Below are 20,530 nucleotides of genomic sequence, written 5' to 3' on the forward strand. Positions count from 1 at the left end.
GAGCGACGACTGAAGCCGGACCGTACGACCGACGACCACATCGAGGACCTGCTGCGCCGCCACGCGCCGCAGGTCCTCGGCGCGCTCGTACGCCGGTACGGGCACTTCGACCCGGCCGAGGACTCCGTCCAGGAAGCCCTGATCGCGGCCGCCGGGCAGTGGCCGAAGGACGGGATCCCCGACAACCCGCGCGGCTGGCTGATCCGGGTCGCCTCCCGCCGCCTCACCGACCGGCTGCGCAGCGACGAGGCCCGGCGGCGGCGCGAGGAGACGGCGGCGGCCCTCACCCCGGCCGACGCGTTCGTCGCCCCGCCGCCCGGCGAAGGACCCTCCGGGCTGGGCCGGGCCCCCGCCGAGGACGACACCCTCACCCTCCTCTTCCTCTGCTGCCACCCCGCGCTCTCCCCCGCCGCACAGATCGCGCTCACCCTCCGCGCGGTCGGCGGCCTCACCACGGCGGAGATCGCCCGCGCCCACCTCGTGCCGGAGGCGACGATGGCGCAGCGGATCAGCCGGGCCAAGCGGACGGTGCGCGGTACGCAGTTCCGGCAGCCGGACGCCCAGGACCGCGACCAGCGGCTCGCCGCCGCGCTCCAGGTCCTCTACCTGATCTTCAACGAGGGCTACACCGCCACCGCGGGCCCCGACCTCCACCGCACCGACCTGGCCCGCGAGGCGATCCGGCTCACCCGTGCCGTACGCCGGCTCCTCCCCCACGAGGGGCGCGTGACCGGGCTGCTGGCGCTGATGGTCCTCACCGAGGCGCGCACACCGGCGCGTACCGGGCCCGACGGCGAGCTGATCCCGCTCGACGAACAGGACCGCGGCCGCTGGGACCGTGACGCCATCGCCGAGGGCACCGCGCTCGCCGAGGAGGCGCTCGCCCAGGGCCCCGCCGGTGACTACCAGCTCCAGGCCGCGATCGCCGCCCTCCACGACGAGGCGGAGCGCGCCGAGGACACCGACTGGCCGCAGATCCTCGCCCTCTACGACCTCCTCGTCAGGCGCACCCCCGACCCCGCCGCCGCGCTGGGCCGGGCGGTCGCCGTCGCCATGGTGCACGGGCCCCGGGCGGGGCTCACGGCGGTCGACGCGCTGGCGGGGGCGGTGGAGCCGCCCTACCGCCTCGACGCCGTACGCGGACACCTCCTGGAACGGGCCGGCGAGCCGGCCGCCGCCCGCGCCGCGTACCTCGCGGCCGCCGACGCCACCCTCAGCGAGCCCGAGGCCCGCTATCTGCGGATGCGGGCGGGGCGGCTGTCCCCATAAGAGCCGCCCCGGAGCGGCGGCTTCCCTGCTACTCGGCTGTCGGGCTCGGCCCGTACTTCGGACGGGGCCGGCCGAGCCTGCCCATGACAGCTTCGAGCCAGGCGCCCACCGACAGAGGTGCGGGCGGGTCGACCTCCAGGCCGAGCTCCGCCAGCCCGAGGACGTAGTCGGTCTCCTCCAGGTCCAGGGCGAGAAGTTCGGCGACCTCACCGACCAAGCGAGCGACGAGAGCCCTGTCCGTGGTGGCCTCGTAGTGGCTCACGGCCGCCTCATGGTCGGCGAACTCGTCCACCATGTCCTGCGAGAACCATCCTCCGAGGAACTGGGCGAGTTCCGGGAAGCGGGCGTGCCACTCCCAGTGCGTCCGAGGCGCCGACGGCACAGGGACCTCACCGGAGTCGACGCTGCGCCGCACCTGGTCCGCAAGGTGGAGCAGCCAGTCCTGCGTACGCGACTCGGGCAGGCCGACGTCCGGTACGGGGTAGAACTCACCCAGGCGGAGGCGGAGCCGGCCCGGCGGGAAGCGAGCGTACTCACGAAGCTGTTGTTCAGCGATGGCCAGGGCCCACGGGCGGGTGTGCCAGGTGTGGCGCAGATACGCTTGCATCGCGTGGCTCGGCTCGCGCCCGTCCTCGTTCACGTTCTCGGCGTTCTGCCCGATGTGGGCGCTCACGACCTGATCCAACTCGCCGTAACGGCGATCGAATTCGAATGGTTTCATCGGCATGGTCGAGGGGCCCTCTAGAGATGGATCGGGAAAGTGGCGTGCACGACGAAACCGTGTGCGCTCGCGGCATCACGCTGGAGAACCACACGCGCCGCCCGGACGTCCACAGCGCCATGTCCAGAAATCATCATCGACTGCAACAGAACCCGTCCCACCGGCTCGGGCCGGGAAGGCCAGGCCGCTTCGATGGCCAGGCGCACCCGCGTGCCCTGGGCCAGCCAGCGGTGAACCGTCTGCTCATTCCGAGTGATGACCTGTTGGGTGCACCAGTGCGCGGTTTCCCGGTCGGGGTAGGTCGAGGAACGATTGGTCACAGCCCACTCTCTCAGTCAATGACGAAGCCCCAGAAAACACCGACCTCGGCCGGTGATACCACGATCACTCCGCAGTCCAGCGCGTAGTCCGTGAAGCCCTCATAGGCGGCTTCCCTGTTGAACATGTCACCGTTCGGATCGTCACCGGCCGCGGAGGCATTCGTATAGCAGAGCGCGTCAGGGCCGAAGCGGTCGAGGATCACTCCGGCATGCCGCATCAAATCCGGTTCACGCTCGTCGAACCCGGGGATTCCGGCGGTGAGAAACCAGTCGCCCTGCAGGGTGACCAGCACCTGGGCCGCTCCCCGCCTCGAAACGTCGTACACGGCGTCGAAGTCCGTGGAGCGGGGAGGGAGAAAGGGGCGATCGGGACCACAGAGCGTGTGCACGTCGCCGTCCGGGGCGTGGTTGACGCTCAGCCACCCCCGCGGGTCACGAGTTCTCAGCCTCATGACGTCAACGGCGCTTCCGCGCCAGTCCCCCTCTCCCTCTCCCTCGCGCGGCCCGACCGCGGCGAACGCACTGCCGCCGAACAGCTCGCACACAGCTGTCTTCCAGGTCTCTTTGTCCACCACGGTCATGTGGCTTCTCCCGGTACGTCGGTCAGGGGCGGCATCGGTCAGGCACAGTCGGCCAAGCGTGGTCGGCCGGGCGAACTAAGGAGGCGGAGGGAGGTCGGAAGGCATCGACGTCAGTACAACATAGGGCGGGTGGCCCCCTGGTACCGGCCTGAGCGTCACCATCACGTTGTTCGCATCGTGCGGCGCGGAGTCCCCACGGCTCCACGACCTGCCCACCGGGTCGGTGAATTCGAGCCCGAGGTTCCGGGTGGACCTGGCGGGATCAGGATTCCCCGCCAGCCATTTCTCGATCCTCTGCTGATTACCGGGATCGTCCAGGACGGCCTGGGTGTACCGCTGCGCGTCGGAAAGGGTATCGAAGGTCGAAACAGCCCTTGGATTTACTCCGTTCGCTGTCACCTTCTGCTGGTCGCGCAGTCGCTGCTCAAGCTGCTCGTCCGTCTTGCCCACATGCTTGTCGATGACGTGCGCACCGGATATCCCCTCCTGATTGGCGAGGTCGACCGGATACTTGTGCTTCGCTTCGTCATCGCCCGGGACAGTGTAGAGAGGGTCGCCTTTGAAATCCGTCAGAGCACGGGCGCCGAAGGCTTCGGCACGTGCCGATTCCGTCTTGAAGGAAGGCGCGCTGAGATACGCCTCATCCAGGTCCGCATGGAGCTTTTCGAGTTCGCGCACCTGCCGGCGCACCTTGTTGTTGTAAGCCTCGACGACAGAGTTCAGTGCCCCCTCGTCGATCTCCAGAGCCATGCCTGAGGCAAAGCTCTTTCCCATGTTCAGAAGGCCCTTTCCCACGCTCTTCAGGTCCTTCATGCCGATACCGTCACTGGTATCGATGTGCGGCAGGGCGTCACGCACCGCCCGGTAATAGATCTTTCTCAGATCGTCCCGGGCCTCCTCGGCGGCCTCCGCCCACATCCGCAGGGCGTCGCTGACCGCATCGCACGTATCGATGAGCACCGCCATGATCGGGTGGCTCATACCGGTGCCTTTGGCCTTGTCGTGCGACCAGACGTACTCACCGCGCTTCTTGCCCCAGTCGCTGGTGCCCCAGATGGCACTGCAGAACTGGCGCATCGCGATGTACCACTCGGTGTTGTGCTGATCCGTCACACTGTTGAGCGCCGCTGTGAGGTTGCCGTCCGCGGTACCGACCGTGATCCCGGGCATCAGCCAGGCCTTGGACACGTTGTCCAGGCCCAGGTAGTCGGGCAGCGGGACGATGTCAGCCGCTTTGCCCCACCGGAAGGCCTCTTCCAGCAGCGGCCTGATGATTGCCAGCACCCCCGCTTCCAGGCCTTCGAGGGCCATCTGGAAGATGTCCTGCCCCTGGTCCGCGTCGGCCCACTTGATGTCCGTCACCGAGCGGTACTTCGGAGGGCTGTCGATCACGGGAGGCGGAGACTGCTGGGCGGGTGAAGCGCCGGATGGGTCGGTCGCGGCGTCCGCCGCCGCATAGTTGTTGGCCGTGGTCGTGAAGCCGACCGCGGCACCGCCGATACTGACCACCGACCTGGCCCACACTTCAAGGAAACGATTCCCCACCTTCTTGTACTCGGCGGAGAACTCCCAGGCGACGGTTCCGTATCCGCCGCAGTCCGGATACCTTTCGAGCTCGTCCAGGAAGCGGTTGGCCCCTCGGTGCAGGGTGTCCTGCTGCGCGGCCACGTTTCCGGACAGCCCGAACAGTACGAACGGGGTCACGTCGATCGTGCCCTGCGGCGACGGACCGGCGGGCGTGGTCATCAGCCCGCTCCCCAGCCACGCAGCACGGCGGCATGGGCGGCGGTGTAGTTGGTCTGCCCCTTGGTCACGACCTCATGCAGCCAGGCCTGAGTGGCCTGGAGGTCCTGCGCCGACCTGTCCCACTCGTCCAGCTTGTCGATGAAGGCCTCGCGCGCTTCCCCGTCCCAGGTCAGAACGACCTTCTCAACCCGGTCGTAGAGCAAGCCCAGCTTCTCGTTGAGCTCCTTCATGATCTCTTCCAGATCACCGGAGAGCCGGTGCAGGGTGGCGAAGTCGACGGTTATCCGATCCTCGTCCCGTGGCATGTCTCTGCTCCTCACAGACCGGAAAGACGGCTCTGCGGCCTGGCTTCGGGGGGTGGCACGTCAGTGTTGGGCGTGGACAGCGCATCAGCCTCGGCTTCGACGTCAACGGCAGCTTGGGCACGTCGGAAGCGTGCCAGCACGTCCAGTTCCTGTTCCGTGAAGCCGTCCTTGCTCATGCGCACCGCGGACTCGACCAACTTCATCAGCTCGCGGATACGGACGGCGTCCTCGGCAGCTTCGCGGTGTCGCCGGCGGTAGGTCTTGGCCGCCGGGCCCCGCCACCCCGCCTCGATGGAGTCGACAACGGCATCCATCCGCCTGACCTGCCGATCCAAGTACCTCTGCATCTCATGGAGATCGTCAGCAAGTTTCTTCAACTTGCTTCCGCTGACGACAAGTCCGGCGTCGCTCATACGTCCCCCTACGCATCAACCACTCGCCTCACTCTAAACAACGACGACCCGCACCCGGTCCAGGGCTGTCGTCCACCCCGTTGCCCGTTCACTCCCGCCGCCCGAAGGACTCGATCTCCGCCACCGCCGTACGCCGGTCCTCCCCCGAGCCGCCGGCCGCGCGCCCCCCGCAGGCCTCGTACCCTGCGCAGGCGACGAGGGCCCCACCGGCGGCGAAGGGTTCCGTCGGCCGCACTCGTCGCAGATCACAGCAGCTCCAGGGTGAATCCGACGTGCGCCGGGACCTCCGCGCCGATCAGCTCCTCCAGCCGTACCCGGTCCAGTCGCTCCACCCCGGCCCCACCACTGCCGGCCTCGCCGTCGCCGCCCGCCCCGCCGTCCCCCGCCGCCCGGATCCGGATGGTCACCCAAGGGCGGTCCTGGCCGGGCAGTGCGGTGTGGGGGCGGGTCGACCAGGCCGTGCCGCCGCTCTCGACGATCTCCGGTTCCGTGCCGGTCTCCAGCCGGAGCGCCTCCGCAAGGCCGCCCACCGTGCCGCGCCGGGCATGCCGGGTGACCGCGCCGCGCACCGCCGCCCGGCGCAGCTCCGGCGGGCTGTCCTCGTGCGGGTCGACGGCAACCCACTGGGCCAGCCGGTCGAGGAAGTCGTCGGGGGCGCTGCGCGGGTCCAGGTGTGCGGGCAGGTTGCCGATGGAGAGGAGGACGGGAGCGAGGACGTCGTCCAGCGCGGCCAGGAAACGCTGGAGGAAGTCCTGTTCCAGGTAGACGGCGGGGAGTTGGTCGATCAAGGGGTGCGGGGTCGGCAGCCCCGGTGTTCCGCTGCGCATCGGCTCAGGCCCCCCTCACCCGGAGCTGGTGCTCGTAGCTGAAGACCAGCGCGTGCGGGTCCAGCGGGATCTTCCCGGTGGCGTCGGTGCGCTCGCCGGTGACCGGGTCGGCCCGGTACAGCCGTACGTCCTCCACCAGGTCGACCCCCGGCACCCGTTGCAGCACGGCGAACGCCTCGCAGGACTGGACAGGCCTGCCGAACGGCCAGCCGTCCCCGGCCGGCCCGCCGGTGAGCGGGTTGAAGTACCCGTACAGTGCGGCCAGCGCGCTTTCGCGGACCTTCTCCGCGACCGCCCCGCGCTCCGCCTGGACCAGGGCGACGACGGTGACGCCCTGGTAGAACGGCGGCTCGACGACCAGCCGGGCCCCCGATCGGCCGCCGGGCGTCCAGGTGTCCGGCGATCAGGGCGAGGGTGTTCGCGGGCGGGATCAGCTCGTCGAACGCGATCCGGCCCTGCTCGTCGCCGCTCCCGGCGGGCGCGACGACCACACCCTCCGGCTACTCCCTTCGGTCGACAGGGAAGAGGCCATCGGCCCAGCCCCGGTCGCCGTCGTCCGCAGGGCTCGCGATGATCGGCAGCATGACCCCGAGCGACAGCGGCAAGGACATCACCCTGCGGATCGCCCAGAATCCGGAGGCCGACGATCTCCTCGGCCGCAGCCCGCTGGCCGCTCTGGTCGGCATGCTGCTGGACCAACAGGTCCCGATGGAGTGGGCGTTCACCGGCCCGTACACCCTCGCGGAACGGATGGGCACCGACGACCTGGACGCGGGCCGGATCGCCGCCTACGACCCGGACGCCTTCACCGAACTGTTCACCGCCAAACCGGCCCTGCACCGCTACCCCGGCTCCATGGCCCAGCGGGTGCAGCAGCTGTGCCAGTACCTGGTGGCGGAGTACGAGGGCGACGCGAGCGCGGTGTGGCGGACCGCCACGACCGGCGACGAGCTGCTGGGACGGCTCAAGGCGCTGCCCGGCTTCGGCGAGCAGAAGGCCAAAATCTTCCTCGCGCTGCTCGGCAAACAGCTCGGCGTACGGCCGACGGGATGGCGGGAGGCAGCGGGCCCGTACGGGGAGGCCGGATCGCATCGGTCGGTCGCCGACATCACGGGCCCGGAGTCGCTCGTCGAGGTGCGCGCGTACAAGCAGGAGGCCAAGGCGGCAGCCAAGAAGGCGAAGTCGGCAAAAACGCCGAAGAAGCCCGGAACCGCGCGGAAGAAGTGACGCGTACATGCGCAGGAACAGGCCGACGCCCCCGTCCGACCGATCAGAACCAGCCACACCGGTTCACAGGCGTCACGCCACTCGCTAGCTTTCGCAGCACATTCGTTCAGCCGTTTTCGGACCGGAAGGACTCCTGTGCACGCAACACGTCGCAGAGCCATCGCTGTCGTGGCCGCCACCGCTCTGGCCACACCGCTCCTCCTGGCCGCGTCCCCGCACCCCGGACGCCCCGCACCGCACGACCCCGGCAAGGAAGCGGCGAAGCTGTCACGGGAGTTGGTGAGGAAAGCGTCCGCGCGCGAGGCCCACCGCCACCTCCGGCAGTTCCAGGCGATAGCCGACTCCACCGAAGGCCACCGCGCCGCCGGCTCGCTGGGCCACGACGCGTCGGCGGCGTACGTCTACCGCCAGCTGCAGCGGGCCGGGTACAAGGTCTCGTACGAGAGCTTCCGCTTCATCTACACGGAGACGCTGGCCGAAAAGCTCTCCGTGGTGACGCCGACGCCGCGCGACGTCACGATCAAGGCCATGACCTACACGCCGTCGACGAAGGTGGGCGGTCTGACGGCAGAGCTCGTCGCCGTACCCGACGACGCGACCCCGGGCTGCGAGGTCTCCGACTACGCCTCCGCGAACTTCACCGGCAAGATCGCGCTGATCAAGCGCGGCGCCTGCTCCTTCGCCGAGAAGCAGGCGGCGGCCGCCGAGGCGGGCGCGGCCGGAGCGGTCATCTACAACAACGTCGAGGGCGTCCTGTCCGGCACGCTCGGCGAGGTCGCCGCGGGCAGGATCCCGACCGGCGGGCTCACCCAGGAGGAGGGCGAGAAGCTCGTCGCCGACCTCGCGGGCGGCGAGGTGACGGTCTCCTTCGAGATCCGCGAGTTCCAGGAGGACCGTCCCACCCGCAACGTCATCGCCGAGACACCCGGCGGCAACGCCGCGAAGACCGTGATGCTCGGCGCCCACCTGGACTCGGTGACCGAGGGCCCCGGCATCAACGACAACGGCTCCGGATCCGCCGGTCTGCTCGAAGTCGCGCTGCAACTGGCGAAGTCGAAGAGCAACCCCGCCAACAAGGTCCGGTTCGCCTGGTGGTCGGCCGAGGAGAACGGTCTGATCGGCTCGGAGAAGTACGTCGAGGCGCTCTCCGAGAAGCAGCGCGAGCAGATCCAGCTCTATCTGAACTTCGACATGATCGCCTCGCCGAACGGCGTCCAGTTCGTCTTCGACGGCGACAACTCCGACGAGGTCGGCGAGGGCCCCGGCCCGGAGGGCTCGGCCCAGCTGGAGCGTGACATCAACGAGTTCCTCGACGGCAAGGGCAAGCCGCACGAGGGCACCGACTTCACCGGCCGCTCGGACTACGGCCCGTTCATCGAGGCCGGCATCCCCTCCGGCGGTACGGACACCGGGGCGGAGGGCATCAAGACGGCGGCCCAGGCCGAGGTGTACGGCGGCGAGGCGGGGATCGCGTACGACCCCTGCTACCACGCGGCCTGCGACGACCTGGACAACATCGACATGGGCCACTTCGACACCAACATCGACGTGATCGCCGACGCCGTCGGTACGTACGCCCACGACCTGCGCTCGCTGACCCGCCCGGTCGACCCTGACACCGGCACCGGGACGCCCGGCAGCGGAGGCAGCGGAGGCGGCCTGCGCGAGGGCCACGGCCGAGTCGCGCTCTAGCGGAGTCACGCAGTAGCCGTCGCGCGGCAACGGCCGAGTCGCGCGGTAGCCGACGACCGCCCCCGGAGCCCGGTACGGATTCCGTGCCGGGCTCCGGGGACATCCGCCTGACGGCCCTGTCCCGGTATCCCGCTCTATTCGGCGCTATAAGACCTTTGCACCGCCGTGCGTGCGCATCACGGTGAGGTTCCGTGGCTGCGCCCGGTGGCCCTTGCCCGGTAGGCTTTCCGTGTGATCTTCAAGCGCATCGGAAATGGGAAGCCGTACCCCGACCACGGCCGGGAATCCACCCGCCAGTGGGCGGATGTCGCGCCGCGTCCGGTTCGCCTGGACCAGCTCGTGACCACCAAGGGCCAGCTGGACCTGGAGACCCTCCTCGCCGAGGACTCCACGTTCTACGGCGACCTGTTCGCGCACGTCGTGAAGTGGCAGGGCGACCTCTACCTGGAGGACGGGCTGCACCGGGCGGTCCGCGCCGCGCTCCAGCAGCGCCAGGTGCTGCACGCCCGCGTCCTCGACCTGGGCTGACACCGCCGCCCCGGGCGCCCACCCGCCCACTCCACCGCGAGGCGCCCGCACACCCCACCGGGGTTCCGACGGGTCACGAACGCGGCCCGACGGGGTTCCGACGGAGTTCCGCATCCCACCGAGACCCTGATTCGGGCTTTCGGGTGCTTTCACGCTCATCCGGGTGCCATACGTTGATCATTTAGTACGCATCATCACCGGGTCGCACTACGCTGCGTCCATGAGCATGCTCACTCCCCCCGGCATGGGCGGAAAGTACCGCATCACGGGCGACACCTACCCCCGCATGCGGCGCCCCCGGCACCGCGGCAGGCTGGTCCTCGCCGGCATCGGCGCCGTCGTCGCCCTCGGCCTGGCCGGCTGGGGCACCCTGCAGCTCATCGACGTCTTCACCGGCGGCGACAAGAGCGCCAGCGCGGCCGACCAGAAACGCGACTGCCCCACCGCGAAGCCGTCGGCGACCCCCGTCAAGGCGCTGCCGAAACCGGCCACGATCAAGGTCAACGTCTACAACGCGACGACGCGCAGCGGGCTGGCCAAGGCCGCCGCCGAGGAGCTCAAGAAGCGCGGTTTCACCATCGGCGAGGTGGGCAACGCGTCGAAGGAGTACGACAAGAAGGTGCCGGGCGCGGGCGTGCTGCTCGGCGCACCGGCCGCGAAGAACGGCAGCTTCACGGTGCTCGGCACCCAGCTGGCGGGCACGGTGCAGAAGACCGACACCCGGAAGACGGGCGAGGTCGATCTGATCCTCGGGGCGAAGTTCAAGGCGTTCAGCACCCCGCAGGAGGCCACCGCGGCGATGACGGCCCTGACGAAGCCGGCCCCGGCGCCTTCCCCCTCCTGCTGAGAGCCGGGCCGGCCGTCGGCCGGCCCGGCTCACGAAAGCGCCCCGCCCCGGCTTCTTACGTTCTCATCTCGTACGAAGCCGGAACGGGGCGCGAAAATCGCGGGAAGGGCGGCCCTACTCGGCCGTGCCGTACATCCGGTCGCCCGCGTCCCCGAGGCCCGGCACGATGTAGCCGTTCTCGTTGAGCCGCTCGTCGACGGAGGCGGTGACGACGGTGACCGGGGTGCCGGCCAGCTCGCGCTCCATCACCTCGACGCCCTCGGGCGCCGCGAGGAGGACGACGGCGGTGACATCGTCGGCGCCGCGCTTGATCAGCTCGCGGATGGCCGCGACGAGGGTGCCACCGGTGGCCAGCATCGGGTCCAGGACGTACACCTGGCGGCCGGAGAGGTCCTCGGGCATCCGGGTCGCGTACGTCTCCGCCTGGAGCGTCTCCTCGTTGCGGATCATGCCGAGGAAGCCCACTTCGGCGGTCGGCAGCAGCCGCACCATGCCGTCCAGCATGCCCAGACCGGCCCGCAGGATCGGAACGACGAGCGGCCGGGGGTGCGAGAGCTTGACGCCCGTCGTGGGCGTCACCGGGGTCTCGATGTCGACCTGCTCGGTGCGCACATCCCTGGTGGCCTCGTAGGCGAGGAGGGTGACCAGCTCGTCGGCGAGCCGCCGGAAGGTCGGGGAGTCGGTGCGCTTGTCGCGCAGCGTGGTGAGTTTGTGCGCCACCAGCGGGTGGTCGACGACGTGGATCCGCATGCGTCAACAGTAACCGTGCCGTCCGGCACTCTGCGCTGGCATCAACCACCTGTTCGGGGGGAAGGTGGGGGCATACGGACCCAGCACTGGGGTGGTGTGTCGATGGCTGACGGGGAACTGCGGCGCAACCAGGCCGCTGGCGGGCCGCGCGACGGACGCGACGCCGAGGGCGTGGCGGGTGCGGCGAGCGACGTCGAGGACGCGCAGGAGAGTGACGCGGCCCGCCGCCGCCGACGCGCCCAGTTCCTCCGCGAGCTGCACGAGGCCAAACAGCTGCGCGACCGGGTGCAGCCGCGCCGGGCCCGCGCCGCCCGGATGCGGCAGCAGATGCGGATGCGCACTTTCCGCTGGTGAGGCCGTACCAAGAGCCTTCCCGCGCCCCCTCCCGTACCACCGGCGCACCCCCTCGCCCATCGGCGCGTCAGAGAGAGGGCCGACCAGGCACTCCTGGAACTGATGGCCGACGCAACGGTCGAAGAGGTCTCGCACGGCGCTTGTTTCTGCCACGATGCCGATTGGGCGGGGCTCAGGACGGACGGATCACCGTTCGCCCTCCCGTCGGACCGATTCGCCTATGACCAGTGGGAGAGTCACGGTGTACTTCGCCGCACTGCTCGCGCGCACCGAAGACGGGTGGGAAGCGAGCGATACAGAGCTCGACGATGTGGAGACCCTGTCCGATCTGACGGATCTGGCCCGGGAGGCCTCGGTGGACGAGGACACGGTCCTGGTCTACATCGAGCAGGAGGACGCCTGGTTCGGCGTCGTCCGGGTGGACGGTGAGGAGGACCCCCGAATCTACGTCTCGGACGCGTCCGCCGCCGCCCGCTCCTCGTACGGGGAGATCCTGCTCACCGACGAAATGCTCGGCCGCGAACCAGGGGCCGAGGACGAGATCGCCGCCCTGGAGGAGCTCGTCGACCTCGACGGCACGGAGGACGGCGAACCGGAACGACCCGCCCCCACGGCCGCCGACCAGGACGACGACGCCCCCGACCCGGACGCCGTTCCGGCGGGGCCGATCGGTGAGCTCGGGGTCCTCGCCGACCTCGGGATGTCCGAGAAGGAGCTGCTCACCCTGCAGACCGACGCACTCTCCGAGATCGCGGAGGCCGTGGGAGCGGCGGAGGTCCTGGAGTCGGTCCGCTAGGCCGGCCCCTTACGCGCGCCCCTCCTACCTTCCCTCCCTTCCCCCACCTGTCCCGTCCGCTAGGGTCCGCGGGTGATCGCACGACCGCCGAACCCCTCACCCGAGCCCGTCCCGGGTCCTGTACGCGCACCCGAGCCCGACCCCGTACGCGACCCCTGGCAGACACCGATGCGCCGCGCCCTGGCCGAGGCCGCGCAGGCGGCGTCGGCCGGCGATGTGCCGGTCGGCGCCGTTGTTCTGGGCCCCGACGGAACCGAGCTCGCCGCCGCCCACAACGAACGCGAGGCCACCGGCGACCCGACCGCGCACGCCGAGATCCTGGCCCTGCGCCGAGCGGCCGAGGCGGTGGGCGAGTGGCGCCTGACCGACTGCACGCTGGTGGTCACCCTGGAGCCCTGCACGATGTGCGCGGGCGCCCTGGTCCAGTCCCGCGTGGCCCGCGTCGTCTACGGCGCCCGCGACGAGAAGGCGGGCGCGGCGGGCTCCCTCTGGGACACGATCCGCGACCGCCGCCTGAACCACCGCCCGGAGGTCATCGCGGGCGTGCTGGAGGACGAGTGCGCCCAGCAGCTGACGACGTTCTTCCGCACGCTCTGACCAGCTACGGCCCCGCCACCCGACCGGTCACGACCCCGACGCCGGACCGGCTACGGCCCCACGCCCGAGAACCGATTTCTGTCCACGCCCCGGGATGGTCTAAGCTCTCTCTCGGTAGCGTGTCCGAGCGGCCGAAGGAGCTCGCCTCGAAAGCGAGTGTGGCGTAACCCGTCACCGTGGGTTCAAATCCCACCGCTACCGCTGTAGAGGAAGGGCCCGGTTCAGTGAACCGGGCCCTTTGCTTTGCATGCTCTCAGGACCGCTCAGGGGTGCAGCCTCTTCACCATGACCGCGTACGCCGGGCAGTCGGCGAAGGGCTGCTGCTCACCCGCCTTCTCGTAGCCACACGTCTCGTAAAGTTCCTGAACCTTCGGGTGCGTCACATCGACCAGGAGCACCGCGAGATCTTCGCGGCGTTCCTTCAGCAGGGCTTCGTGGAGCCGCTCCGAGACCCCTGCTTCCGCCACTGCGGGCGCACCATGACCTCGGAGACGGCGTAGGTCGCGGTGTACCCGTTGTTCGGCTCGGACGCAGTGGGACGCCACCACTCACGGCCCGGCTGGAGCGGGGCACCGTACGCGAAGCCGGTCGGCTCGTCGCCGTCCACGCACTCGATCAGCTGAAGCGCACGTGGTACGCGACCGGCATGGACCGAGTCTGCGAGGTTCGCCAGGCCTTGGTCGGCCACCAAGGCGAACAGTGCGTGAAGGATCTGGACGAGCGGCTCTACGACTGGTCGACCACGGTCAGCGCTCTCGCGCGTTGAACTGTCTTATCAGCGGAGACAGTTCGAGGAGGCTCTCCACTCGGAAGGTGGGGAGCCTCCTCGCCTCTTCCGTCTCCCACTGAATCGTGGCCCAGGGCCCTCGGTGGACGAGCGCGGTACGCATACCCGCCGCGACGGCCGGCCGCAGATCGTTGTCGACGCGGTCCCCGACGTAAAGGATCTCCTCGGGCTCGGCCGGGACGACTTCCGCGACCCGTACGAAGAACTCAGGGTCGGGCTTCGACGCGCCCCAGTCGTCGGACGTACCGATCAGATCGACATCCTGAGCGAACAAGCCCCGCAGAATGCCGCCCGCACGCGTCGTCTGGTTGCCCGCGATACCGAGCCACAGGCCGTCCGCACGCAGCGCCTTGAGAGAGTCGCGTACGTCCGGGTACAGGTCCGACTCGTCGAAGTGCTCAGGCTGCCCGGCGGCGGCCCGTGCCTCCCGCTCGGCGTAGAGATCGAACCCTGGTCGGAACACCTGAAACGTCTCGCGGTAGTCCTTGCCCTGAGCGATCACGGCTCCGAACTGCGCGGCAAAGGTATGCCGAGGGACCCCGAGCCAGTCGGCCCAGGTCCCGTACTCACGGGTTTCGTCGACCAGACACTCACCGACATCGAACACGACAGCACGAATCATGCTGCGATCGTAGGCGGCGGCCGAGCGTTCGCGAGGGGAAAGGCACCCTCGTGCGCAGCAATGCCGTGGCACCCTGCTCTTCCCCCGAAGCTCGGGTTCCGGGCCCCGAGCTTCGGGACGGCCGACTCACTCTTCCGGGGGTACGTGAACGGGGGCCCGGCCCGAAGCTTGAGACCCGGGATTCGGGTGTCGGGATGCGAGCCCCGAGGTTCGAGCGCCTTCTTTAACCAGTAGGTAGATGAAGGGGGTTGGGGAAAACCTTCCCTCCCTCCCCACCCCGTCACAGCCAGGAAGTATGACTAATCGTGACAGCTTGCGGCGCAGCGTGACCGCCGCTTACGGTGCGAGAACCAAACGACCCCGACACGGTGTTGTCGCACCAGGCCGGGGTCTCACCGCAAGATCGCTAAACCCAGAAAGACGATCCCGTGGCTACCCAGCACACTAGCTCCGCCCCGCCTGCCCCCGCACTCTCCGCCGCGTACCCGATGGCCAATCCCGGGTACGGCAAGCGCTCCGCACCACAGCAACTCCCCCGAACACGACAGGACTTTGCCCTCCTGCCAACGCGTGAGCGGTACGTCGCCGGGTTCGTCGACCACCTTCCCGAAGGTGCCGCGATGAGCGTCAAGCAGCTCGCCAAACAGCTCCCGCTCTACGGGCAACAGGCCATCTCCACCGCCCTGAACGCCCTCTCCGTCGCCGGGCACCTCCGCCGCGTACGGTGCTCCATCACCAACGCGAGCGGCGAAACCCGCTGGGCCTTCCGCACCTTCTGGTCCCGCACCGCACGCGACAACGAATGGTGGAACACCTACCTCGCCACCGAGAGCCCCTCACCCGGCACCCCCGCCCCGGCCCGCCGCATCCTCATGGAGTGCACCGACTGTGGTCGGCCCGGCCAGCCCGAAGCCCTCCCCGACGGACTCTGCCGCCCCTGCCGCACAACCCACCACCCCGACACCCCGCCCGCCGAGGCCGCCGACGTCAGAGCACGCATGACCAACCTCCGCGACCTGCTGAAATCGGTCTGAGTCGGCCCAATCCGAGTTCGGCGGCAAGGACTCGGGACGCGCCCGACGGGACGCGGCTAGCCTGCCCTCCATGGGCGAGGGAGCCGAGAGCATCGGTGTGGATGGTGGTGACCGTCCGAGCTGGGATGCCACGCGATCCTGGGTGGAGAAGGGGCTGTTCGAGGCGGAGCGCATCGAGCAGGTCGTGTCGCTGCGCGGTGGCTGGTCGTCGGAGATGCGGCGGCTGGATGTCGGCGGACCCGGTGGGGCGCGCTCGCTCGTTCTGCGGTCCTTCGTCAAGCCCTTCTACGTTCGGCACGCGGAGGGTTTGTTGAACCGGGAGGCGGACGTCCTGCGCCTCCTCGGTGATACGGACGTACCGGCGGCCACCCTCGTGGCCGTGGACGCGGCGGCCGAGCACTGCGATCACCCCTCCCTGCTGATGTCCCTGCTGCCGGGGACCCTGCGCCTCGACGATCGCGGTGCCGATGACCGTGCCGACCTGCTGGCGCGGCAGCTCGTGCGTATTCATCGGCTGCCCGTGGCCGCGCGACAACGCCCTCGGACCTATCAGGCCTGGGCCTCTCCCGAGCGGGTGGCCCTGCCCTCGGCCGGCGCGCGGCCCGAGCTCTGGCGGTGGGCCGTCGACGTCATCCGCCGTGAGCCTCCGGAGTACGAGGGGCGCTTCCTGCATCGGGATTTTCATCCGGGGAACGTCCTCTTCACCGGCACCGGTGACGATCTCCGGATCAGCGGGGTCGTGGACTGGGTGGAGACCTCCTGGGGGCCCGCAGATCTGGACGTGGCGCACTGCTCGACGGCCGTCGCCCTGCTGCACGGGGTTCCCGCGGGCATGCGGTTCGCCGATCGGTACGTCGCCGCGGGAGGAACCCTGGCCGGGGACCCCACCGACCATCTCTACTGGCGGCTGCTGGACGCGCTGGGTTTCGCCCCGGACGGGGAGAAGGTCGCTGTTCCCTGGCGTGAGCTGGGACGTGTCGATCTGACCGCCGATGTCCTCGCTCAGCGGCTGGAGGGGTACGTCCAGTCACTCTTCGAGCGTTACGCCTGAACGCGCTGCCGCGGTGTCCTCGCCGACGCCCTGCGCACAGCAGAGCGCCCGGCCGCCGTACAGAGGATGTACGGCGGCCGGGCGTTCCGGTTCAGGTCGGGGGAAGCGGCATCGGGGGGACAAGCCGCTCCCCCCGGTGAGAACAGGGCCTGCTGGCCGGTCCGCCGCGGTCAGGGGGGTTCGCGCGACGGTGGCCCCACAGGGAGGCCCTGTTCCGGGCCCTTCGGGTCCTGCCTGGTCCCGTCGGGCTCGGTATCCATCCTGCCGCGCGGCGAGGGCCGTGAGGTCCGGCGAAAGACCTCGATGGCGGGGCCGTAGGTCCTTAAAGGGCGCGTCAGTGATCAGGAAGGCCAGGGAACGGCCGGCGAACGGCCACCGGATACGACCATTCGTGCGGATACAATCGCCCGATCGCACGTGGGGTCGATGGGGAGGCAAGGATTGTGGCCAAGGCAAAGACGATCATCATCTACATGTTGGTGGTCTTCGTGCTGTACACGATCATCATGTCTCCGCAGCGGGCCGCCGAGCTGGTCCAGGTAGGGTTCGAGGGCATTTCCACCGCCGCGCAGAGCGTCGGTGACTTCATGTCAGAACTGGTGAAGTAGGAGACCCACGATGATCCGCCACCTGGTCCTCTTCAAGCTGAACGAGGGCGTCGAGCGGGACGACCCGCGGGTCGTCGCAGGGGACCGGGCCTTCCGGGAGCTGGCGGGGCAGGTCCCCGAGCTGGAGTTCTGGGAGTGCGCCTGGAACATCACCGACCGGCCGATCGCGTACGACTACGCCATCAACTCCGCCGTCGCCGACGAGGACGCCCTCAAGCGGTACATCGAGCACCCCGCCCACCAGGCCGCCGCGGGGCAGTGGCGCGAGTTCGCCACTTGGGTGATCGCCGACTACCCCTTCTGACCCCCCTCGCGGAGACCGGCCACCCGTTCCCCGTACCGGTTCCGCCCAACCCCTCGCCGTTCCGGCGAGGGGTTCTTTGTTCTTTTTAAACCCTTATGCCTTCAACACGGCACTATGCGGTGCTTGCACACAGTGGACATGTCTTGTGATGCTATGACCGCTTTTGACGGATGAGTTGACCGTAGTTGACCGCAAAGGGGTGGCGTCACCGTGCCGGCCAGTACAGCGCCTCAAGTGCCTCCCCAGACCGCCCAGAACGGCCAGACCGTCCCGGCCGTCCGGGCCGAGGACATCCAGACCGAGACCCCCGACCCCTCGGCCCGGCCCTCCAGGACCCGCGGCGCCGACACCAGGGCGCTCACCCAGGTCCTCTTCGGTCAGCTCACCGACCTGGAGCCGGGCACCCCGGAGCACGGCCGGGTCCGGGACGCCCTCATCGAGGCGAACCTCCCCCTGGTGCGCTACGCCGCCGCCCGGTTCCGCAGCCGCAACGAGCCGATGGAGGACGTCGTCCAGGTCGGCACGATCGGTCTGATCAACGCCATCGACCGGTTCGATCCGGAACGCGGGGTCCAGTTCCCGACCTTCGCGATGCCCACCGTCGTCGGCGAGATCAAACGTTACTTTCGCGACAACGTGCGCACCGTCCACGTCCCCCGCCGGCTGCACGAGCTCTGGGTCCAGGTCACCGGCGCCACCGAGGACCTGACGACCGCTCATGGCCGCTCCCCGACCACCGCCGAGATCGCCGAGCGGCTCAAGATCTCCGAGGACGAGGTGCTCGCCTGCATCGAGGCCGGGCGCTCGTACCACGCGACCTCGCTGGAGGCCGCCCAGGAGGGCGACGGGCTGCCCGGACTGCTCGACCGGCTCGGCTACGAGGACCCCGCGCTCGCCGGCGTCGAGCACCGCGACCTCGTACGCCACCTCCTCGTCCAGCTTCCCGAACGCGAGCAGCGCATCCTCCTCCTGCGCTACTACAGCAACTTGACCCAGTCTCAGATCAGCGCCGAACTAGGCGTCTCCCAGATGCATGTGTCAAGGCTCCTCGCCCGAAGCTTCGCCCGACTGAGATCCGCAAACAGGATCGAGGCGTAACCGGAACGGGTAGACCGTCCACAGAGCAGTTCTGACGGCATAAAAGGGCTACACCCCCTGTTTCCAGGGCGGATTCGGCGCTGACTTGTCGACATGTCACTACAGCGTGTTGCCGACATGTGACATTCTGCTCGAAGCGCGTTTGCCGCAGCCCCGCCTCCGGTATTCAGGTGGAGGCTGCGTTCCTCCGATGGTCGCGGCCACCGCGACCGTCCGCGACCTCAAGGGGGTGGCATGTCCGAAGAACAGGGCAGCTCGAAGGTGCTCACGCTCACGAAGAGCGTGCCGGCACCCGCCGTGCTCACCAGCTCACCGGAAGCCATCGACACCCGCACGCTGTCCCGCTCCCTGTTCCTGCGGCTCGCCGCGCTCGGCCCCGCCTCGGGGCCCGAGGGAACGGACAGTCCGGAGCGGACCTACGTGCGGGACACACTGATCGAACTGAACCTCCCGCTGGTGCGGTACGCCGCGGCGCGGTTCCGCAGCCGTAACGAGCCGATGGAGGACATCGTCCAGGTCGGCACGATCGGCCTGATCAAGGCGATCGACCGGTTCGACTGCGAACGCGGCGTCGAGTTCCCGACGTTCGCGATGCCCACCGTCGTCGGCGAGATCAAACGCTTCTTCCGCGACACCTCCTGGTCCGTGCGGGTCCCCCGCCGCCTCCAGGAGCTGCGGCTCGCGCTGACCAAGACCAGCGACGAGCTCGCCCAGAAGCTCGACCGTTCGCCGACCGTGCCGGAGCTGGCCCGCGCGCTCGGGGTCTCCGAGGAGGACGTGGTCGACGGTCTCGCCGTCGGCAACGCCTACACCGCCTCCTCGCTGGACTCCCCCTCGCCCGAGGACGACGGCGGCGAGGGCTCGCTCGCCGACCGCCTCGGGTACGAGGACTCGGCGCTGGAAGGCGTCGAGTACCGCGAGTCGCTGAAGCCGCTGCTGGCCAAGCTCGCCCCGCGCGAGCGCCAGATCATCATGCTGCGGTTCTTCGCGAACATGACGCAGTCTCAGATCGGCGAGGAGGTCGGCATCTCCCAGATGCACGTCTCCCGGCTCCTCACCCGCACGCTCGCGCAGCTCAGGGAAGGGCTCATCGCCGACTGAGCCGGAAAAGCTGTTCACGAGGCTTCATATGTGACGGCGCGTCAGACACACTGACGCGATGCGACGTCAGACATGCGGATCCACCGGCCGCCGAGGCAGCGCCATCGCCGCCTCGGCGGTCGCGCTGTGCCTGGGCACCGGCCTGCTGTCCGGCTGCGGCAGCGGACCGGGCGACGGTTACGTGGCCGTGGGCGCGGCCGCCGAAGGCTCGGGCAGCCCCTCGGGCGGGAGCGGGCGGCCTTCGGGCGAGGTGACGCTCACGCCCCTCGACGAGAGCGGCGGGGGTGCGGCGAGGGGCGGCGGAACTGGTACGCCCCCTTCTGCGGCGCCCGCCTCCGGCGCGAACGCCTCGCCGGGCCCCACGGGCGGTCCCGGGCCCGGTGGCGGGAGCGGGAGCGGTGGGGAGCGTACGGGGGCGGCCGGCGGTCAAAGGGGTGCCGGTGCGGCCGGTTCTCCTGGTGCACCCGGCTCTCCCGACTCGCCTGGTTCATCCGGTTCACCAGGTGGGGCGGGTGCGAAGCCCTCGACGCCCTCCAAGCCGTCCACGCCCACCGAGCCCTCCACGCCTCCGAAGCCCGGCGGCGGGTCCTCCGGCAGCCCGGAGCCTCCCGCCCCGCCGGCGACCCCGGCCGCGCTGACGCTGAGCGCCCCGGAGCGTGCGGCGGCGGACAAGCGGTGGTGCGAGAAGGTGACCGTGGAGTTCCGCAACACCGGCGGCTCCCCGGTGCGTTCGGGGAGCGTCACCTTCGCCACGCACATCATCGGCGCCCTCGGCGTCGACTGGGCGACCATCACCTCGTCCCAGCCCCTGCCCGCCCCGATCGCCGCGGGTTCGACGCGCTCGAAGACGTACACCGTCTGCGTGGAGTCCTGGCGGGTCCCGCTGGGCATGCGCGTCGAGACCGAGGACGTCTCCGCCGCGTGGGAGTGACCCGGACCGGCGGAATCCGGA

The 20,530-nt window shown here is 69.7% G+C and carries 25 protein-coding genes, 1 tRNA gene and 2 pseudogenes; 17 read left to right on the forward strand and 11 right to left on the reverse strand.

Annotated elements, in window-relative coordinates:
* The first annotated feature begins 9 nt into the window (after positions 1-9).
* Positions 10-1,269, forward strand: coding sequence for an RNA polymerase sigma factor (locus AC0VY3_RS35305; RefSeq protein WP_475551791.1), 1,260 nt, complete (start codon positions 10-12; stop codon positions 1,267-1,269).
* A 28-nt stretch (positions 1,270-1,297) separates the two neighbouring features.
* Here the strand turns inward: AC0VY3_RS35305 and AC0VY3_RS35310 are convergent, their stop codons facing one another.
* The 8 genes from AC0VY3_RS35310 to AC0VY3_RS35345 all read right to left on the reverse strand — a co-directional run bounded on the left by AC0VY3_RS35310 (position 1,298) and on the right by AC0VY3_RS35345 (position 6,348).
* A complete protein-coding gene (locus AC0VY3_RS35310) occupies positions 1,298-1,996 on the reverse strand; it encodes a contact-dependent growth inhibition system immunity protein (protein ID WP_103513278.1) in 699 nt (232 codons plus the stop codon).
* Positions 1,997-2,010: 14 nt separating this feature from the next.
* Positions 2,011-2,310: an RNase A-like domain-containing protein gene (locus AC0VY3_RS35315; protein WP_103513279.1), complete on the reverse strand. Its 300-nt coding sequence runs from the start codon at positions 2,308-2,310 to the stop codon at positions 2,011-2,013.
* Between the two features lie 11 nt (positions 2,311-2,321).
* The gene (locus tag AC0VY3_RS35320; RefSeq protein WP_475551545.1) at positions 2,322-2,891 is read right to left on the reverse strand and encodes a hypothetical protein; all 570 of its coding nucleotides are present in this window, start codon (positions 2,889-2,891) and stop codon (positions 2,322-2,324) included.
* 75 nt (positions 2,892-2,966) lie between these two features.
* Positions 2,967-4,637, reverse strand: a complete 1,671-nt coding sequence (locus AC0VY3_RS35325) for an RNase A-like domain-containing protein (protein WP_475551546.1) — start codon at positions 4,635-4,637, stop codon at positions 2,967-2,969.
* Positions 4,637-4,942 carry a WXG100 family type VII secretion target gene (locus tag AC0VY3_RS35330; RefSeq protein WP_103513282.1) on the reverse strand — a complete coding sequence of 102 codons (306 nt, stop codon included), beginning with the start codon at positions 4,940-4,942 and terminating at the stop codon, positions 4,637-4,639. Before AC0VY3_RS35330 ends, AC0VY3_RS35325 begins: the two co-directional genes overlap by 1 nt.
* Positions 4,943-4,953: 11 nt before the next feature.
* Entirely contained in the window at positions 4,954-5,355 is a 402-nt protein-coding gene (locus tag AC0VY3_RS35335; RefSeq protein WP_103513283.1) for a WXG100 family type VII secretion target, read from the reverse strand.
* Between the two features lie 245 nt (positions 5,356-5,600).
* Positions 5,601-6,182 (reverse strand): phage tail protein, encoded by a 582-nt coding sequence (locus tag AC0VY3_RS35340; RefSeq protein WP_475551547.1) that lies wholly within the window; start codon positions 6,180-6,182, stop codon positions 5,601-5,603.
* A gap of 4 nt (positions 6,183-6,186) precedes the next feature.
* The gene (locus AC0VY3_RS35345; protein ID WP_475551548.1) at positions 6,187-6,348 is read right to left on the reverse strand and encodes a hypothetical protein; all 162 of its coding nucleotides are present in this window, start codon (positions 6,346-6,348) and stop codon (positions 6,187-6,189) included.
* A 416-nt stretch (positions 6,349-6,764) separates the two neighbouring features.
* Here AC0VY3_RS35345 and AC0VY3_RS35350 point away from each other — a divergent pair, with 416 nt between their 5' ends.
* From AC0VY3_RS35350 to AC0VY3_RS35365, 4 genes are all read left to right on the forward strand, one after another.
* On the forward strand, positions 6,765-7,409 hold the full coding sequence (locus AC0VY3_RS35350) for an HhH-GPD-type base excision DNA repair protein (protein WP_475551549.1): 645 nt from the start codon (positions 6,765-6,767) through the stop codon (positions 7,407-7,409).
* A gap of 135 nt (positions 7,410-7,544) precedes the next feature.
* Positions 7,545-9,101, forward strand: coding sequence for a M28 family metallopeptidase (locus tag AC0VY3_RS35355; RefSeq protein WP_258047514.1), 1,557 nt, complete (start codon positions 7,545-7,547; stop codon positions 9,099-9,101).
* 231 nt (positions 9,102-9,332) lie between these two features.
* The gene (locus AC0VY3_RS35360) at positions 9,333-9,629 is read left to right on the forward strand and encodes a type II toxin-antitoxin system VapB family antitoxin (protein WP_003967677.1); all 297 of its coding nucleotides are present in this window, start codon (positions 9,333-9,335) and stop codon (positions 9,627-9,629) included.
* A gap of 244 nt (positions 9,630-9,873) precedes the next feature.
* On the forward strand, positions 9,874-10,476 hold the full coding sequence (locus AC0VY3_RS35365) for a LytR C-terminal domain-containing protein (protein ID WP_242738572.1): 603 nt from the start codon (positions 9,874-9,876) through the stop codon (positions 10,474-10,476).
* Positions 10,477-10,590: 114 nt separating this feature from the next.
* Here AC0VY3_RS35365 and upp read toward each other — a convergent pair whose 3' ends face one another.
* Complete coding sequence (gene upp, locus AC0VY3_RS35370) at positions 10,591-11,226, reverse strand: uracil phosphoribosyltransferase (protein ID WP_030075862.1); 636 nt, start codon at positions 11,224-11,226, stop codon at positions 10,591-10,593.
* 102 nt (positions 11,227-11,328) lie between these two features.
* Here upp and AC0VY3_RS35375 point away from each other — a divergent pair, with 102 nt between their 5' ends.
* The 4 genes from AC0VY3_RS35375 (at position 11,329) to AC0VY3_RS35390 (ending at position 13,174) form a co-directional block, all read left to right on the forward strand.
* Positions 11,329-11,580, forward strand: a complete 252-nt coding sequence (locus tag AC0VY3_RS35375; RefSeq protein ID WP_103513318.1) for a hypothetical protein — start codon at positions 11,329-11,331, stop codon at positions 11,578-11,580.
* A gap of 241 nt (positions 11,581-11,821) precedes the next feature.
* The gene (locus AC0VY3_RS35380; RefSeq protein ID WP_103513287.1) at positions 11,822-12,376 is read left to right on the forward strand and encodes a tRNA adenosine deaminase-associated protein; all 555 of its coding nucleotides are present in this window, start codon (positions 11,822-11,824) and stop codon (positions 12,374-12,376) included.
* A 168-nt stretch (positions 12,377-12,544) separates the two neighbouring features.
* Positions 12,545-12,973 carry a tRNA adenosine(34) deaminase TadA gene (gene tadA, locus AC0VY3_RS35385; RefSeq protein ID WP_475551792.1) on the forward strand — a complete coding sequence of 143 codons (429 nt, stop codon included), beginning with the start codon at positions 12,545-12,547 and terminating at the stop codon, positions 12,971-12,973.
* 113 nt (positions 12,974-13,086) lie between these two features.
* Positions 13,087-13,174 (forward strand) — tRNA-Ser (locus tag AC0VY3_RS35390).
* A gap of 62 nt (positions 13,175-13,236) precedes the next feature.
* On the opposite strand, the pseudogene AC0VY3_RS35395 reads toward AC0VY3_RS35390, so the two are convergent.
* Positions 13,237-13,577, reverse strand: a pseudogene (locus AC0VY3_RS35395) (GNAT family N-acetyltransferase); the annotation flags it as partial.
* On the opposite strand from AC0VY3_RS35395, the pseudogene AC0VY3_RS35400 reads away from it, so the two are divergent.
* A pseudogene (locus AC0VY3_RS35400) lies at positions 13,572-13,739 on the forward strand (transcriptional regulator); the annotation flags it as partial. The pseudogenes AC0VY3_RS35395 and AC0VY3_RS35400 sit on opposite strands and share 6 nt — an antisense overlap.
* On the opposite strand, the gene AC0VY3_RS35405 reads toward AC0VY3_RS35400, so the two are convergent.
* Positions 13,720-14,382 (reverse strand): HAD family hydrolase, encoded by a 663-nt coding sequence (locus AC0VY3_RS35405; RefSeq protein WP_475551550.1) that lies wholly within the window; start codon positions 14,380-14,382, stop codon positions 13,720-13,722. The pseudogene AC0VY3_RS35400 and the gene AC0VY3_RS35405 overlap by 20 nt on opposite strands.
* Positions 14,383-14,870: 488 nt before the next feature.
* Here AC0VY3_RS35405 and AC0VY3_RS35410 point away from each other — a divergent pair, with 488 nt between their 5' ends.
* The 7 genes from AC0VY3_RS35410 (at position 14,871) to AC0VY3_RS35440 (ending at position 20,509) form a co-directional block, all read left to right on the forward strand.
* Positions 14,871-15,416, forward strand: a complete 546-nt coding sequence (locus AC0VY3_RS35410; RefSeq protein WP_475551793.1) for a hypothetical protein — start codon at positions 14,871-14,873, stop codon at positions 15,414-15,416.
* A gap of 70 nt (positions 15,417-15,486) precedes the next feature.
* Positions 15,487-16,467: a phosphotransferase family protein gene (locus AC0VY3_RS35415; RefSeq protein ID WP_475551551.1), complete on the forward strand. Its 981-nt coding sequence runs from the start codon at positions 15,487-15,489 to the stop codon at positions 16,465-16,467.
* A gap of 443 nt (positions 16,468-16,910) precedes the next feature.
* The gene (locus AC0VY3_RS35420) at positions 16,911-17,075 is read left to right on the forward strand and encodes a hypothetical protein (RefSeq protein WP_010056643.1); all 165 of its coding nucleotides are present in this window, start codon (positions 16,911-16,913) and stop codon (positions 17,073-17,075) included.
* A gap of 10 nt (positions 17,076-17,085) precedes the next feature.
* Entirely contained in the window at positions 17,086-17,379 is a 294-nt protein-coding gene (locus tag AC0VY3_RS35425) for a Dabb family protein (RefSeq protein ID WP_015610041.1), read from the forward strand.
* Positions 17,380-17,589: 210 nt separating this feature from the next.
* Positions 17,590-18,477, forward strand: coding sequence for an RNA polymerase sigma factor SigF (locus tag AC0VY3_RS35430; protein ID WP_103510851.1), 888 nt, complete (start codon positions 17,590-17,592; stop codon positions 18,475-18,477).
* 234 nt (positions 18,478-18,711) lie between these two features.
* The gene (locus AC0VY3_RS35435; RefSeq protein ID WP_018958648.1) at positions 18,712-19,578 is read left to right on the forward strand and encodes an RNA polymerase sigma factor SigF; all 867 of its coding nucleotides are present in this window, start codon (positions 18,712-18,714) and stop codon (positions 19,576-19,578) included.
* 58 nt (positions 19,579-19,636) lie between these two features.
* Positions 19,637-20,509, forward strand: coding sequence for a hypothetical protein (locus AC0VY3_RS35440; RefSeq protein ID WP_475551552.1), 873 nt, complete (start codon positions 19,637-19,639; stop codon positions 20,507-20,509).
* Positions 20,510-20,530 lie beyond the last annotated feature (21 nt).

Source organism: Streptomyces sp. iso_384, assembly GCF_056172905.1.